The following is a 14,902-nucleotide window of genomic DNA, read 5'->3' as shown; positions in this document are numbered from 1 at the left end:
GCACGGCATGGTCCGGGCGGGGGCCGGCGGCTCGGAGCCGTTGCTCACAGGCGGCTCAGCGAGGCCGCCGCGAACAGCACGTCCCGGATCGCGTCCCGGTCCCCGTCCTGGCCCGCCGCAGCCTCTTCCGGCGAGATGTGCCCGGCGGCGAGTCGGCAGAACTCGACGCCGTCCAGCGCCACTTGGGCCACCACCTGGTCGGCGGCGCCGATGGCCGCCGGTGAGTCCAGGGCGATGTACCAGTTGCCCCCGCCCGCCCCCTCGACCTCCAGATGCAGCGAACGCCCCGGCGCTCCGGCCGGCACCGGATGGCGTGGGGGTCCGGCGAGACCCGCGGCGCGCCGTTCGGCGAGCGCGGCGGGCAGCAGGCGTGCGGCCAGGTCGATCATCCTGTTGAGATGCGCGTCGCTCGGCGGTGCATAGGGATAGTCGACCGCGTCGGCGATGTCGTCGGCGTGGAGCCAGCACTCGAATGCCCGGTCGAGGAGCGCGTCGGGCAGGGGCAGGGCGAACGCCCCGTACGAGACGGACAGTTCGGCGACGCCGCGGCCGGCGAACGACACGGTGCGGATGAGGGTGTGGCTCTGGTCGCGCCAGGGCGCGCGGACCGTACGGGTGGGCGGCAGGTCGGCGGTGCTCCAGAACGCCTCGGTCCGCTCCGTCGGCGGGATCGGCGCGCCCTTGCCCAGCGGGTCGTCGAGCCCGAGCGCGCCGGAAACCAGGCCGTCCACGCTCATCAGATGCCCGATGACCCCCGCGACGGTCGTACGGCGGTCGACCTGCCGGCCGCCCTCGAACCACTTCAGGCGCACGGGCGCGTGCCACTCGGACTCGCCGATGTCGCCCAGCAGCGCGTCGAGCCGGGCGGTCTCGGCGTCGTACGGGTCGGCCCAGTCGGGCACGGGGATGCGGGCGGGCCTGCGGCCGAGGCAGCTCTCCAGCACCCGGAAGCGCAGCATCGGATCGAGGTCGAGATCCCGGTCGGAGTGCAGCAGGCCGACGGCGTCGCGCAGCCGAAGGGCCTCCTCGGCACAGGGGGCGCACTCGCCGAGATGCTCCTCGACGGCGGCGGTCTCCTCCGCGGAGCAGGCGGACAGGGCCCAGGCGCCGAGCAAGGACTTGAGCACGCAGTGAGACACCCGCCCCAGCAGCTCACCCCCGTCGGCGGCTGGGGGTCCCGCGTTTCGCGCCTGCGTTTCCGGGCGGTCGCCTCGGTCCTCGCGGTCGTCGCCGTGGATGCCGCGTCCGTCACCGGGGCGCACCACCGGGGCGTCGCCCGCGATGTCCGGGATGTCCGGGCCTCCCCGGCCTTCGGGACCTCCCCGGCCTTCCGGGCCGTCCGCGCCGGTCGTCTCGCCCGTCCCAGCAGTTTCCGGCCGCGTCCCGGCGGGAGCGGGGTCGTCCGGTCCGGCTCCCGAAGGGGCCGCAGGATCGGCGGGCCGTGGCGTGCCCGTGCCGTCGAAGGGCTCCGGGCGGCGCGTCCCGGGCGCGGGCGGGCGGTACGCGTCCGGCGACAGGTCGTCCGCGGCAGGCCTCGGGGACGGTATGCGCAAAACGCCCGGCACCTCGTCCCCTCCCCGGCCCCGCTCGCGTCCGTCGTCGCCGTCGTCGCCGTCGTCGCCGTGATCGCCGTCATCGAGGGGGCGGTTCACAGTGCGCGTCCGTATCCAGGCGGCAAGGACCCCTCCAGCGGGCGCGTGTGCGCCGTGGACAGCAGTTGCAGGCCCAGTCGCAGCCTGCGCCGTGCCTCGTCCGCCGTCACCCCGAGGTCGGCCGCGGTCTGCCGGTAGTCCCGGCGCTGGAAATACGCAAGTTCCAGCGCAGCCCGCAGCGGCGCGGGCATCGACGTCACGATGTAGTCGGCGCGGGCCGCGACCGCCGCGCGCCGCACCTTCTGCTCAAGCTCCTCCGCGGTGCCCTCGCGGCCCCGGGCCAGGGCCGCGGCCTCGCTCTGGCGCAGCCGGTGCACGGCCTGGCTGTTGGTGAGCCGCGCCACCCAGGAACGCATCGAGCCCTGCTTGGGGTCGTAGGCGTCCGGATTCTCCCAGATGTAACCGAAGACCTCACGGGTGACCTGGTCGGCCGCTTCCTCGTCGTCCAGCACCCGGTGCGCCTGGCTGTGCACGAGCGCGGCGAAGCGGTCGTACAGCTCACCGAGCGCCGCGGCCTCGCCCCGCGCCAGCCGCTGCTGCATCTTGCGGTCCCAGCGCGGTGGTGCGTCCTTCGCCATGCGGCCCCCAGCCCTGTCGCCCTCACAGTCCCCGTGCCTCATCCGAATGTAGTGCGCCGAATGACGTATGCACTCCCCTTTGCGGTAAGTACGCCACCCGGCGTGGCCCGGGATGGTAGGAGCCCGGCGGCACGGACAGGGAACACCGGGCGGAGTGCGGAACTCCGCGTGACGTCCGTCGCGTTTCAGGGAGGGACGGTAGGGCAGTGGCCAGTGGAAGGACGGCTTCCGGTCTCCGGGCCGGCCGGTTCGAGGAGAGGTCCGTACGTGATGATGCTCAAGGTGGCCGAGACCCGGCAGGGCGCGTGGACCGTGCTGCACGTGTGCGGCGAGCTCGATCTGGTGTCCTCGCCGGTGGTCCGCCAGCGGGTGCACGACGCGGTCGCGGCGGGGGACCGGGATGTGGTGCTCGACCTCTCCGAGGTGTTCTTCTGCGACTCTAGCGGCGTGGGCGTGCTCGTCGCCGCGCGCCGGCTGATGCGTTCCTGCCAGGGCAGGCTGCGCCTGATACTGCCCGCGCGCGGGGCGGAGGAGGGCTCGCACGTCAACAGGGTGCTGAGTGCGCTCGGCGTGCGCCGCCTCTTCGCGGTGTACGCGGACGCGGTCTCGGCGACGGACGACGATGCCCAGCCGCTCTCCGCCTGACGCGGCGCAACCCGCCCCGGCCCCGTCGCGTCACCGGGACGTCTTCTGCATGTCGCCGCCGGGCAATTCACCGGGTGCGTACACGCGTCACCGCCTGTGGCCTTACGCTCCCTCGCATGGACAGCGCAGAGTACGAGCGGAAGATCGCTTCCCGCTTCGCCGCTTTCGATCAGGACGGCAACGGCTCCATCGACCGCGAGGACTTCAGCAAGGCCGCGGCGTCGGTCCTCGCCGAGTTCTCCGTGGCGGCCCGGTCGGACAGAGGCCAGGCTCTCTACCACGGCGCCGAGGCGTTCTGGCAGGGCATGGCGGGGATCGCCGACGTGGACGGCGACCAGCGGGTCAGCCGCGAGGAGTTCGTGACCGGCGCGGCGAAGAGGCTGCGCGACAACCCCCAGCGATTCGGTGAGATCGCCCGCCCCTTCCTGCACGCCGTCGTGGCGGTCGCCGACGAGGACGGCGCGGGCGTCACGCCGGCGGCGGCCGAGCGCGTGCTGCGCGCCCTCGGTGCGGACGCGCAGGCGGCGGCGCAGGCAGCGGCGGCGCTGGACACGGACGGCGACGGCAGGATCTCCGAGGAGGAGATCCTGACGGCGTTCGCCGCGTACTGCGTCACGCCCGAGCAGCCCGAGTAGATGACCGATTCCAAGGGGATCAGTTGGGCCCCGTCCCGGCGGATCATGTGACCCCTGCCGTGGTGGCGGACCCGTGCCGAGCATCAGCACGGGCCCGCCACACGCTGCTGCGGGGGCGATGCGGCTGTCTCTCGTCGCCGGGCCGCCGCGGCTCCTCTACGGCGACTTCCCCGACCGCGATGCCATGATGGGGATCGCCGGGCAGAAACTCCAACGGCCCTCGCCTTCCTGCCCGTAGGCGACGGCTGAATCCGTCCCGCCGGACCGAGGACGCCGACGATGTCCTCCGGCTGGAGGAGGCGTTGCGCATCCAACACGGCACCGGCGCTCCCGCACCCGGACCGCCCCCTCACCCGTACCGCCCCCTCACCCGTACCGCTCCCTCAGCCGTACCGCTCCCTCAGCCGGTACTTGAGCACCTTCCGCAGTGCCTCATTCCTCGGCAGCGCGTCCACCACCTCCAGTTGTTCGGGCAGTTTGTGCACCGCCAGGCCCGCCGTGCGCAGGTGCGCGCACACGTCCTCCAGCGTGGGGTCCTCCGTGCCGGGCGACCGTTCGACCACCGCGCAGACGCGCTCGCCGCGTTCGGTGTCCGGCAGTCCGATCACCGCTGCGTCACCGACAGCCGGATGCGTGTGCAGCAGGTTCTCGATCTCCTTGGCCGAGATGTTCTCGCCCTTGCGGATGATCACGTCCTTGAGCCGGCCCGTGAGGACCAGGTGGCCGCTGTCGGTGACGTGGCCGAGGTCTCCCGTCCGCAGGAAGCCCTCGGCGTCGAACGGGCTCTCCGAGGCGCCCAGGTAGCCCTGGCAGACGGCCTCGCCGCGCAGCCGGATCTCGCCGTCGACGATGCGTATCTCCATGCCGGCGGGCGGCCGGCCCTCGGTGCCGGCGAGGTTCTCCGGGGTGTCGTCGGGCGAGCCCATGGTGATCATCGGGACCTCGGTCATGCCGTAGCCGTGGGTGAGGGTGCAGCCCATCTCGCGGACGACCGCGTGGTGGAGTTCGGGCGGTTTGGGCGCGCCGCCGCCGGCGAGCAGCCGCAGTGTCGGGATCAGCTTCTCGCCGGGCCGCTTGCGCTGTTCGGCGAGGAACATCGCGTAGAAGGCCGTGGAGCCGCCGGCCGTCGTGACGCCGTGCCTGCGGTACTCCGCCAGCGCGCCCGGCAGCGCGAACTGCTCGAAGAGGACCGCCGGGAACCCGTACAGCAGCAGCATCACCAGGTAGTCGGGGCCGCCGATGTGCGCGAAGGGGAAGGCGATCGAGCCGACGTCGTCGGCCGTCAGGTGCAGCGCGTGGGCGAGGCAGGAGCCGCCCGCGATCAGGGAGCGGTCCGTGTGCAGGACGCCCTTGGGGTCGGACGTGGTGCCGGAGGTCCAGTAGATCCAGCGCACCTCCGTGCCGGAGGAGGGCGGTGCGGGCAGTACGGCCGGGTCGCCGTCGGGAAGTGACGCGTACGCCTCGAAGACGCCGCGCGCCCCGAGCCGCCGCGCCATCGCGGTGTGGTCGAAGCCCCGCCACTCGCCTGGCACGCCGAAGAACGCGGCCTTCGACTCGCGCAGCGCGAAGCCGGTCTCGCGGTCCCGGTAGAAGGGGATCACGGGGGACTGCACGGCGCCGAGCCGGGCCAGGGCGACAGTGAGCAGGACGGTCTCGATGCGGGTGGGCAGCTGCCAGGCGACGACCGTGCCGGGCCGCACGCCCATGGCGTACAGCCCGGCCGCGACCCGTTCGGCCCGGTCCCTCAGCCCGCCGAAGGTGAGGATGCGGTCCTCCTGGAGGAGGACGGGGCGGCCCGGGGTGAGCGTGGCGCGCCGGTCGACGAGCTCCCACAGGGCGCGCGACGCGCCGAGTGCGTATGCGGTCTCGTCCATCACCGGACCTCCGTAGCTGACGGCTAGTCAGATCCCGCGGAGAGCGTAGGGCCACGCGCCTTGTCGGTCCAGGGGTGCGGGTCTAGCCTGATAGCTGATGAACCGTCAGAAACGCGAAGCCCGTCCGCAGCGGAGGCCTCGATGGAACAGGAACTGCCCCGGATCGTGAGCGTCGACGACCATGTGATCGAGCCCGCGCACCTCTTCGAGACCTGGCTGCCGGCGACGTACCGCGACCGCGGTCCCAAGCCGCTGACCGCGGGCATCGGCGAGCTCGCCTACGTCGGCGGCAAGTACCGCATCACGATGGACCCGGACGGGCCGCCGGCCGACTGGTGGATCTACGAGGACCTGAAGTTCCCGTACAAGCGCAACATCGCCGCCGTCGGCTTCGACCGCGACGACATGACGCTGGAGGGGATCACGCGCGAGGAGATGCGCCCCGGCTGCTGGGACCCCAGGGAACGGCTCAAGGACATGGACCTCAACCATGTCGAGGCGTCCCTGTGCTTTCCCACCTTCCCCCGCTTCTGCGGGCAGACCTTCGCCGAGGCCCACGACAAGGAGGTCGCCCTCGCCTGCGTGCGCGCCTACAACGACTGGATGGTCGAGGAGTGGTGCGGCGACAGCGGCGGCCGGCTCGTCCCGCTGTGCATCGTCCCGCTGTGGGACATCGGCCTCGCGGTGGCGGAGATCGAGCGGAACGCCGCCCGGGGCGTGAAGGCCGTGACCTTCTCCGAGATCCCGAGCCACCTCGGTCTCCCGTCCATCCACTCCGGGTACTGGGATCCCTTCTTCGCGGTCTGCCAGGAGACCGGCACGGTCGTCAACATGCACATCGGGTCCAGCTCCCAGATGCCGGCCGCGTCCCCGGACGCCCCACCCGCCGTCCAGGCGGCCCTGAGCTTCAACAACGCCATGGCCTCGATGACGGACTTCCTCTTCAGCGGGGTGCTGGTGAAGTTCCCGGCACTGAAGCTCGCCTACAGCGAGGGCCAGATGGGCTGGATCCCGTACGCCCTCGAACGCGCCGACGACGTGTGGGAGGAGCACCGGGCCTGGGGCGGCGTACGCGACCTGATCCCCGAGCCGCCCTCCACCTACTACTACCGGCAGATCTTCTGCTGCTTCTTCCGCGACAAGCACGGCATCGCCTCACTCGATGTCGTCGGCCGCGACAACGCCACCTTCGAGACCGACTACCCGCACGTCGACTCGACCTTTCCGCACACCAAGGAGGTCGCGCTCGACCATGTGAAGGACCTCGACGACGAGACCGTGTACAAGCTCATGCGCGGCAACGCGATCCGCATGCTCGGGCTGGACCTTCTCTGATGGACCTGACCTGCACGCCCGAGGAGGAGGACTTCCGGGCCCGGCTGCGCGCCTGGCTCGCCGTGGCCCTCCCCAAGCTGCCGACGAAGCCGCCGCCGGACGACTGGCCCGCCCGGCGCGCGTACGACACCGCCTGGCAGCGGGCGCTGTACGACGCCGGATACGGCGGCGTGCACATGGACGCCCCACCGGCCCTGCGCCTGGCCTTCCTCGAAGAGACGGAGATCGCCGGCGCCCCCTACGTCGGCGCGAACTTCGTCGGACTGCTGCACGCCGGGCCCACGATCGCCGCCGAGGGCAACCCCGAGCAGCGGGAGCGCTGGCTGACGCCCATCCTGCGCGGCGACGAGATCTGGTGCCAGGGCTTCAGCGAACCCGACGCCGGCTCCGACCTCGCCGGCCTGCGCACCCGCGCCGTCCGCGACGGCGACCACTACGTCGTGACCGGCTCCAAGGTCTGGACCTCGCACGCGGAGGTCGCCGACTGGTGCGAACTCCTCGTCCGCACCCGCCCCGACGCCCCGGGACACCGGGGGATCACCTGGCTCGCGATGCCCATGGACGCCCCCGGCGTCACCGTGCGGCCGCTGCGCACCCTGGCGGGATCGGCCGAGTTCGCCGAGGTCTTCCTCGACGAGGTACGGGTGCCGGCCGCCAACCGGGTGGGCGAGGAGAACGACGGCTGGCGCGTCACCATGGTCACGCTCTCCTTCGAGCGCGGCACCGCCTTCGCCGGGGAGGTCGTCGCCTGCCGCCGCACCCTGGCCGAACTGGCCCGCGCCGCCCGGGACACCGGCCGCTGGAACGACGCCGTGCTGCGGCGCAGGCTCGGCAGGCTGCACGCCGAGTTCGCCGCGCTGTGGCGGCTCGTCCAGTGGAACGTGAGCGAGGCGTCCGCCACCGGCGGCGTCCCCGGAACCGGCGGCTCGGTCTTCAAACTCCGCTACTCGCACGCCCGTCAGGAGCTGTACGACACCGCCGCCGACGTCCTCGGCCCCGATGCGCTCGACCTCGGCAGCGACTGGACGCCGGACCGGCTCTCCTCGCTCGCGTACACGATCGCCGCCGGCACCTCCCAGATCCAGCGGAACATCGTCGCCGAGCGGATACTCGGCCTGCCGAAGGGGCGTTGATGGACTTCCGGCTCACCGACGACCAGCGCGCCCTGCGGGCGGGCGTGCGCGCCCTGCTCACGGCCCGGTTCGGACGCGAGGCGCTGCGCGCCGCCGTGGCCGAGCCCCGGCTCGACCGGGCGCTGTGGCGGGAGCTGGGCGCGGCCGGGTTCTTCTCACTCCGGCTGCCGGAGGACGAGGGAGGGGCCGGACTCGGCCTGCCCGAGGCTGTCCTCGTCTTCGAGGAGGCCGGACGTGTGCTGCTGCCGGGGCCGCTGGTCGCCACCCATCTCGCGGCGGGCACGGTCCCCGGCGCCGCCACCGGCGAGAGCGTCGTCACCGCGTCCGACGGCGCGCTCGTGCCCTGGATGGACGCCGCCGACGCCGTACTCGGCGGGCTCACCGACCCCGTGCCCGTACGGTCCCTCGACCCGCTGACCCCGCTGCACCGGGACACCGGCGGGAGCGCCGGAACGCCCGACCCCGTCGCCGTGCTGCTCACCGCGGCCGAACAACTCGGCACGGCGGCCCGGACGACGGACATGGCCGTGCGGTACGCCCGCGAGCGCCTCCAGTTCGGGCGGCCCATCGGCTCCTTCCAGGCCGTGGCGCACCTGTGCGCCGACATGCTCGTGCGCACCGAACCGGCGCGCGCGGCCGTCTACGCCGCAGCTGTCACCGCAGACCCCGCCGAGATCGCCGGAGCCAAACTCCTCGCCGACGAGGCGGCCGTGCGAGGGGCCCGGGACTGCCTCCAGGTGTTCGGCGGAACCGGGTTCACCTGGGAGGCGGACGTCCATCTCCACCTCAAACGAGCCTGGTTGCGGGCCGCGATGTGGCTGACGGCGGCGGATGCGGAGGAGCTCCAGGCCCAGGCGTTGGCCTCAGCACGATGAAGCGTCACCGAGCGTTGATACCGGGTTGTGTCCTTGGGCCGACTCGTCACGGCCCGGAGTCGCCATGTCGCTCCGGTACGCTCCGTGAGATGCAAGTCGCTGCGAGGACGAGGCGTCACGGCGCGGCCGGTACGGCTGGGCCGGGCCTGTCGATGCGCGCTGATCGGCCGGTGCGGGCCCGCTCTGCGAGCCTGTGTTCGACTCCCCGCGAGGTGCGTCGCACAGTATGCACCATGGGTACTCCGTCACGCTGGAATATGCCCGAAGCGCTTGTTGCGGTGACTGTACGTCAACCATGCTGTCCTGCAAGGAAATCACGTTCCGTGATGACTGTGAGGCGCAAGGCGATGTGTCCGCCGGTTCGGATGGTGTGAGCGGTGCAGGTGCTTCAGGTGCAGTTGGAGGTCGGACCCGACCCCGCGGAGGTGGGGCGGGCGCGCAGATGGGCGCGCTCGCGCCTGACGGGATCAGGGCTCGGTGACGACGAGCCGTTGGCCGAGACGCTGATCCTGCTGATCTCGGAGCTCGTCACCAATGCCGTGGTGCACACCGGGTGTCCGGCGGTGCTGCGGATGCTCTTCGGCGCGGGTCCGGCGGAGTCCGGGACCGTGCGGGTCGAGGTCGCGGATGCCAGCGCCTGCCCGCCCCGCCCCCGGCGCGCGGAGGGCGACGACACAGGCGGCCGCGGGCTCGAACTGGTCGACGGGCTCGCGGACCGCTGGGGCTGGACGCCGGAAGGGGCGGGCAAGTCCATCTGGTGCGAGGTGGACCGCTGCTCCGGTCCCGTAACGTCGGCTCCGCACGCGGGCCCGCCGGTGTGCGAGGCGGGGGCGTACGTGATCGATGCGTGCGGCACCCTGCGCGCGACGGCGCGCGGGGCCTGACGCCCGGCGCCTCAAGGACGCCCGGCGCCTACAGGACCGCCACCGGAGCGACGGGCGTGCCAGTGCCGCCGACGAACGGCTCCGGCATGGCGCACAGCAGGAAGGCGTACCGCCCCTCCTCGCCGCAGGCCGTGGACAGCTCCTCCAGGTTCCAGTTCTGGCCCTGGAGCATGCCCATCTCCACGAGGTCCAGCGCGTGCACGGGCAGCCAGAGGTTCTCGGTCTCCGGCGGGAAGATCTCGAAGGTGAGGGTGTCGTTCGCGACGGCCGCGACGTCGCGTGCGTGGAACCACTCGGGCGTGCGGACGGACAGGCCGGGTGAGGGATAGCCGTAGCCGTGCCGGTCCCCGCCCAGGAGGAGCCGCATCTGCCCCGTCCGTACGAGGACGATGTCACCGGCCCGGACGGTGACCGCGCCGAACTCGGCCGCCTCGTCCAGGTCCTCGGGGGTGACGGTGTGGTCCCCGGGCAGCCGGTCCACGCCCTTCGCGCGGGCCACGTCCAGCAGGACGCCGCGCGAGACGACGGGCGGGAGCGTGTCGATGCCGCTGAAGCGGGCGCGGCCGTGCGGGGTGATCGAGTCGGCGGGGCGGCCGTTGTAGAGCAGGCCCGAGTGCGAGGCGTGGCTGAGCGCGTCCCAGTGCGTCGCGGCCTGGAGCCCCATCGTCACGATGTCGTCGCTGGTGGCGACGGTGCCGGGGCCGAAGAGCTCCTGGTTGATCTGCACCATGGTGTGCAGGGGGTTGACGCGGCCCGGGATGACGCCGGTCTGGACGCCGTCCTGGTGGAGCGGGAGTGCGAGAGGGATGCGCAGGCCGCGTGTGACCGTGGCGGCGGCGTCCCGCACGGCCTCGTGCGTGACGAGGTTCAGGGTCCCGATCTCGTCGTCCGCGCCCCAGCGCCCCCAGTTGTTGACGCGTGCGGCGATGGCCTGGAACTCGGCCGGCAGGGACATGGTGCCTCCTGGGGCTTGTGCTCGGCGGTCCGGCGGGCCCTAAAATCTAACGGTCCGTCAGAAACCGCGGGAAGGGGCCGGCGTGGGGAACTTCTTGGCAGGCAAGGTGGTCGCGGTCACCGGCGCGGGACGTGGCATAGGCCGGGCCGTCGCGCTCGCCGCCGCGGCCGAGGGCGCGAGCGTGGTCGTCAACGACTACGGAGTCTCCGTCGCGGGCGGCGAGCCGACGAGCGAGATCGCGGCGGGCGTCGCCAAGGAGATCGCGGCGGCGGGCGGCGACGCGGTCGCCGTCGCCGACGACATCTCCACGATGGCGGGCGGCCGGCGCGTCGTCGACGTCGCGCTCGACCGGTACGGGCGGCTCGACGGGGCCGTGTGCGTGGCCGGGATCCTGCGCGAGCGGATGCTGTTCAACATGACCGAGGAGGAGTGGGATCCGGTCGTCGCCACCCATCTCAAGGGCACCTTCACCGTCTTCCGGGCGGCGTCCGCCGTGATGCGTGGGCAGGGCACGGGCGCTCTGATCGGTTTCACCAGCGGCAACCACCAGGGGTCGGTGTCGCAGGCCAATTACGCGGCGGCCAAGGGCGGTGTCATCTCCCTGGTCCGCAGCGCGGCGCTCGGCCTCCACAAGTACGGCGTCACGGCGAACGCGGTCGCCCCCGTCGCCCGCACCCGCATGTCGGCGAACGTCCCCATGGAACTCTCCGAGATCGGCGAGCCGGAGGACGTGGCCGCCCTGGTGGTCTACCTGCTCTCGGACGCGGCGCGCGAGGAGGGCATCACGGGCCAGGTGTACACGGTGGCCGGTCCCAAGATCGCGGTCTGGGCCCAGCCGCGGGAACTCCGCGCGGCCTACGCCGAGGGCGGCGCCTGGACCCCCTCCCGTATCGCGGCGGCCCTCCCGGGAACGGTGGGCACGGACCCGATGCCGATGCTGTCGCGTCTCCAGGACATGTCCGCAGCGGCGGCGCGCGGCGCCCGCCCGAACGCGTGAGACGCAAAGGAGCCGGCATGGACGACGTCTCGGCCGAGTCCTTCGGGGAGTCCTTCGGTGAGTGCTTCGGGGAGCGTGACGCCGCTTTCCGGGACGAGGCCCGGGCCTGGCTGCGGGCCCATCCGCCCGGCGGGCACACGCCCCGGTCGTGGGAGCGCGAACTCGGACGCGGCGGGTGGATCGGGATCGGGTGGAGGACCACCGAGTACGGGAGCCGTACCGCCGCCACACTCGACCAGCAGGTCGTCTGGGCGGAGGAGTACGCCCGCGCCCATGCACCGGCCCGGCTGGGCCACATCGGCGAGCACCTGCTCGCCCCCACCCTCCTCGCCCACGGCAGCCGGACCCAGCAGGACCGCTACCTGCCGGGGATCGCCCGCGGCGAGGAGGTGTGGTGCCAGGGCTACAGCGAGCCCGGCGCCGGCTCTGACCTCGCCGGGGTCAGGACCGCCGCCGTACGCGAGAGCGACGGCTCCTACCGCGTCACCGGGCAGAAGATCTGGACCTCGCACGCCCGCGACGCCGACCACTGCTTCGTCCTCGCCCGCACCGACCCCGGCTCGCGCCGCCACCACGGACTGTCCTTCCTGCTCGTCCCCATGGACCAGCCCGGGCGCATCGAGGTCAGGCCCATCCGGCAGCTGACCGGGACCGCGGAGTTCAACGAGGTCTTCTTCGACGGTGCCCACGCCCGGGAGACCGTCGGCGGGGAAGGCGCCGGCTGGCGCGTCGCCATGGGCCTGCTCGCCCTGGAGCGCGGCGCGTCCACCCTCGCCCAGCAGATCGGCTTCGCCCAGGAGTTGCGGGACGTCGTGCGCGACGCCGTGGACAGCGGGGCCGTCGACCGCGACCCGGTCCTCAGGCACCGTCTCGTACGGCAGTGGGCCGAGCTGCACACCCTGCGCTGGAACGCCCTGCGCACCCTCGGCGGGGCGTCGCACAACGCCGCCTGTGACGCCGCCGGTGACGCGAGCGTAGCCAAGCTCCTGTGGGCCCGCTGGCACCAGCGACTCGGTGAACTCGCCCTCGCCGTGCGCGGGGCGGCCGCCACCGCCGGGCCGGGGCCGTGGACCCCGGAGGCATACGGCATCGACGACACCCAGCGGCTGTTCCTCTTCACCCGCGCCGACACCGTCTACGGCGGCTCGGACGAGATCCAGCGCACCGTCATCGCCGAGCGCGTGCTCGGCCTGCCCAAGGAGCCGAGGCCATGAGAGGCGTCGTGTTCGACGGAGCCCGGGCCCAGGTCGTCGACGACCTGGAGATCCGCGCTCCCGGCCCCGGCGAGGTGCTGGTCGCGATCGCCGCCGCCGGGCTGTGCCACAGCGATCTGTCGGTGATCGACGGAACGATCCCCTTCCCGCCCCCGGTCGTCCTCGGCCACGAAGGCGCGGGCGTCGTCGAGGCGGTCGGCCCCGGCGTCGGACACGTCGCGCCCGGCGACCACGTCTGCCTGTCCACCCTGGCGAACTGCGGGGCGTGCGCCGACTGCGACCGGGGACGCCCGACCATGTGCCGCCGCGCGATAGGCCGCCCTGGGCGGCCCTTCTCGCGTGGCGGCTCACCCGTGTTCCAGTTCGCCGCCAACTCCGCCTTCGCCGAGCGCACGATCGTCAAGGCCGTCCAGGCCGTGCGGATTCCCGCCGACATCCCCCTCACCTCCGCCGCGCTCATCGGCTGTGCGGTGCTCACGGGCGTCGGCGCCGTGGTGAACCGGGCGCGGACCGGGTGCGGGGACACCGTCGTCGTGATCGGCACCGGCGGCGTCGGGCTCAACGTCGTCCAGGGCGCCCGGATCGCGGGCGCGTCCGCGATCGTCGCCGTCGACGCGAACCCGGCGAAGGAGGCCATGGCACGGCGGTTCGGCGCGACGGACTTCCTCACCTCGGCGGCACCCGTACGGGACATCCTGCCGACCGGGGCCGACCACGTCTTCGAGTGCGTCGGGCGCCCGGCGCTGATCCGGCAGGCGATCGAGCTCCTCGACCGGCGCGGTCAGGCGGTCCTGCTGGGCATGACCTCACCCGCGGCGGAGGCCACGTTCCTGCCCGCGTCGCTGTTCCTGGACAAGTCCGTCCTCGGCTGCCGGTACGGATCGTCCCGGCCGCAGCACGACATCGCGCTCTACGCCGAGCTGTACCGCCGGGGCGAGCTGCTCCTCGACGAACTCGTCACCGAGACCTACCCGATCGAGGACTTCGCGAAGGCGGCGGACGACGCGCACCACGGGCGGGTGGCCCGGGGGGTGCTCACCTTCTGAGCCGGGGCGTACCTCCGGCGGCGCGTCGCCGGTCAGCCGCCGTCCCCCGTCCTCGCGCGGAACGTGCGGCGGTAGACCGTCGGGGGCACCCCCAGCGCCGACTGCAGATGCTGGCGCATCGACTGGGCCGTGCCGAAACCCGCGTCCTTCGCCACCTGGTCGACCGTCAGCTCGGTGGACTCCAGCAGGTGCCGGGCCCGTTCCACGCGCTGCTGGGTGAGCCACTGGCCGGGGCTGACGCCGACCTCCTCCCGGAAGCGCCGGGTGAAGGTCCGTACGGACATTGATTCCTGCTCCGCCATGTCGCGCAGCTGGATCGGCTCGTGCAGGCGGCCGAGCGCCCAGGCCCGGGCCGAGGTCGTGGTCGCCAGCTGCGGTTCGGGGATGGGGCGGTGGATGTACTGGGCCTGGCCGCCGTCCCGGTGCGGCGGGACCACCGTGCGGCGCGCGACCTCGTTGGCGACGGCCGTGCCGTGGTCGCGGCGCACGATGTGCAGGCACAGGTCGATACCGGCCGCGACACCCGCCGATGTGAGCACGTCCCCGTCGTCGATGAACAGGACGTCCGCGTCGACCCGTACGGACGGGAACAGACGCTGGAAGTGCTCGGCCGACGACCAGTGCGTGGTGGCGGTCCGGCCGTCGAGGTAGCCGGCGGCGGCCAGGACGTAGCCGCCGGTGCAGATGGAGACCATGCGGGTGCCGGGCCGGATGTGGGCCAGGGCAGCGGCCAGGTCCTCGGTGAGGCGGCCCTCCTCGTAGACGGGGCCGAGCTCGTACGACGCCGGGACGACGACCGTGTCGGCGGTGGCCAGCGCCTCGGGGCCGTGCTCGACGTCGACGGCGAAGTCGGCGTCCGTCCTGACCGGGCCCGGCGCGAGGGCACAGGTGACGATCTCGTACAGGTGGCGGCCCTCGGCGTCCTTGGCGCGGCCGAAGATGCGGTGCGGGATGCCCAGCTCGAAGGGAAGCAGCCCGGTGAGCGCCAGGACCACCACCCGATGCCTTGTCGGCTCACGCGTCATGGTCATGGCCCGATCCTAGCGAATGCTGTCCCTCGGGCCACTCGTTGCGGTGGG

Annotated in this window: 14 protein-coding genes; 9 read left to right on the top strand and 5 right to left on the bottom strand. The window is 72.9% G+C overall.

Translation table 11 applies throughout. The features are described from left to right. Positions 1-44: 44 nt before the first annotated feature. Together J7E88_RS05025 and J7E88_RS05020 are read right to left on the bottom strand one after the other, a co-directional pair. Positions 45-1,652 carry a zf-HC2 domain-containing protein gene (locus tag J7E88_RS05025; RefSeq protein ID WP_215177718.1) on the bottom strand — a complete coding sequence of 536 codons (1,608 nt, stop codon included), beginning with the start codon at positions 1,650-1,652 and terminating at the stop codon, positions 45-47. After that, positions 1,649-2,230 (bottom strand): sigma-70 family RNA polymerase sigma factor, encoded by a 582-nt coding sequence (locus J7E88_RS05020; RefSeq protein ID WP_215177716.1) that lies wholly within the window; start codon positions 2,228-2,230, stop codon positions 1,649-1,651. Before J7E88_RS05020 ends, J7E88_RS05025 begins: the two co-directional genes overlap by 4 nt. A 270-nt stretch (positions 2,231-2,500) precedes the next feature. On the opposite strand from J7E88_RS05020, the gene J7E88_RS05015 reads away from it, so the two are divergent. Beyond that, positions 2,501-2,875: an STAS domain-containing protein gene (locus J7E88_RS05015; RefSeq protein ID WP_215178172.1), complete on the top strand. Its 375-nt coding sequence runs from the start codon at positions 2,501-2,503 to the stop codon at positions 2,873-2,875. A 116-nt stretch (positions 2,876-2,991) separates the two neighbouring features. Next, the gene (locus J7E88_RS05010) at positions 2,992-3,510 is read left to right on the top strand and encodes an EF-hand domain-containing protein (protein WP_215177714.1); all 519 of its coding nucleotides are present in this window, start codon (positions 2,992-2,994) and stop codon (positions 3,508-3,510) included. Positions 3,511-3,893: 383 nt separating this feature from the next. Here the strand turns inward: J7E88_RS05010 and J7E88_RS05005 are convergent, their stop codons facing one another. Continuing rightward, positions 3,894-5,384 carry a class I adenylate-forming enzyme family protein gene (locus J7E88_RS05005; protein WP_215177712.1) on the bottom strand — a complete coding sequence of 497 codons (1,491 nt, stop codon included), beginning with the start codon at positions 5,382-5,384 and terminating at the stop codon, positions 3,894-3,896. A 141-nt stretch (positions 5,385-5,525) separates the two neighbouring features. Here J7E88_RS05005 and J7E88_RS05000 point away from each other — a divergent pair, with 141 nt between their 5' ends. The 4 genes from J7E88_RS05000 to J7E88_RS04985 all read left to right on the top strand — a co-directional run bounded on the left by J7E88_RS05000 (position 5,526) and on the right by J7E88_RS04985 (position 9,611). Next, on the top strand, positions 5,526-6,719 hold the full coding sequence (locus J7E88_RS05000) for an amidohydrolase family protein (RefSeq protein WP_215177710.1): 1,194 nt from the start codon (positions 5,526-5,528) through the stop codon (positions 6,717-6,719). After that, on the top strand, positions 6,719-7,852 hold the full coding sequence (locus tag J7E88_RS04995) for an acyl-CoA dehydrogenase family protein (RefSeq protein WP_215177708.1): 1,134 nt from the start codon (positions 6,719-6,721) through the stop codon (positions 7,850-7,852). The genes J7E88_RS05000 and J7E88_RS04995 overlap by 1 nt, the downstream gene beginning before the upstream one ends. Beyond that, positions 7,852-8,727 (top strand): acyl-CoA dehydrogenase family protein, encoded by an 876-nt coding sequence (locus J7E88_RS04990; protein ID WP_215177706.1) that lies wholly within the window; start codon positions 7,852-7,854, stop codon positions 8,725-8,727. Before J7E88_RS04995 ends, J7E88_RS04990 begins: the two co-directional genes overlap by 1 nt. A gap of 377 nt (positions 8,728-9,104) precedes the next feature. Then, complete coding sequence (locus J7E88_RS04985) at positions 9,105-9,611, top strand: ATP-binding protein (RefSeq protein WP_308307299.1); 507 nt, start codon at positions 9,105-9,107, stop codon at positions 9,609-9,611. 28 nt (positions 9,612-9,639) lie between these two features. Here J7E88_RS04985 and J7E88_RS04980 read toward each other — a convergent pair whose 3' ends face one another. Further along, the gene (locus tag J7E88_RS04980) at positions 9,640-10,566 is read right to left on the bottom strand and encodes a cyclase family protein (protein ID WP_215177704.1); all 927 of its coding nucleotides are present in this window, start codon (positions 10,564-10,566) and stop codon (positions 9,640-9,642) included. 82 nt (positions 10,567-10,648) lie between these two features. On the opposite strand from J7E88_RS04980, the gene J7E88_RS04975 reads away from it, so the two are divergent. Genes J7E88_RS04975 through J7E88_RS04965 form a run of 3 tightly spaced genes read left to right on the top strand, consistent with a single transcriptional unit; the run spans position 10,649 to position 13,823 of the window. Continuing rightward, on the top strand, positions 10,649-11,563 hold the full coding sequence (locus tag J7E88_RS04975; protein WP_215177702.1) for an SDR family oxidoreductase: 915 nt from the start codon (positions 10,649-10,651) through the stop codon (positions 11,561-11,563). Between the two features lie 17 nt (positions 11,564-11,580). Further along, positions 11,581-12,777, top strand: coding sequence for an acyl-CoA dehydrogenase family protein (locus tag J7E88_RS04970; RefSeq protein WP_215177700.1), 1,197 nt, complete (start codon positions 11,581-11,583; stop codon positions 12,775-12,777). Beyond that, positions 12,774-13,823: a Zn-dependent alcohol dehydrogenase gene (locus J7E88_RS04965; RefSeq protein ID WP_215177698.1), complete on the top strand. Its 1,050-nt coding sequence runs from the start codon at positions 12,774-12,776 to the stop codon at positions 13,821-13,823. Before J7E88_RS04970 ends, J7E88_RS04965 begins: the two co-directional genes overlap by 4 nt. 32 nt (positions 13,824-13,855) lie before the next feature. Here J7E88_RS04965 and J7E88_RS04960 read toward each other — a convergent pair whose 3' ends face one another. Beyond that, positions 13,856-14,854: a GlxA family transcriptional regulator gene (locus J7E88_RS04960; RefSeq protein WP_215177696.1), complete on the bottom strand. Its 999-nt coding sequence runs from the start codon at positions 14,852-14,854 to the stop codon at positions 13,856-13,858. Positions 14,855-14,902 lie beyond the last annotated feature (48 nt).

This window comes from Streptomyces sp. ISL-10 (assembly GCF_018614575.1).
Lineage (GTDB): Bacteria > Actinomycetota > Actinomycetes > Streptomycetales > Streptomycetaceae > Streptomyces.
The sequence above is the reverse complement of the archived record's forward strand: the minus strand, read 5'-3'. Positions and strand labels throughout refer to the sequence as shown.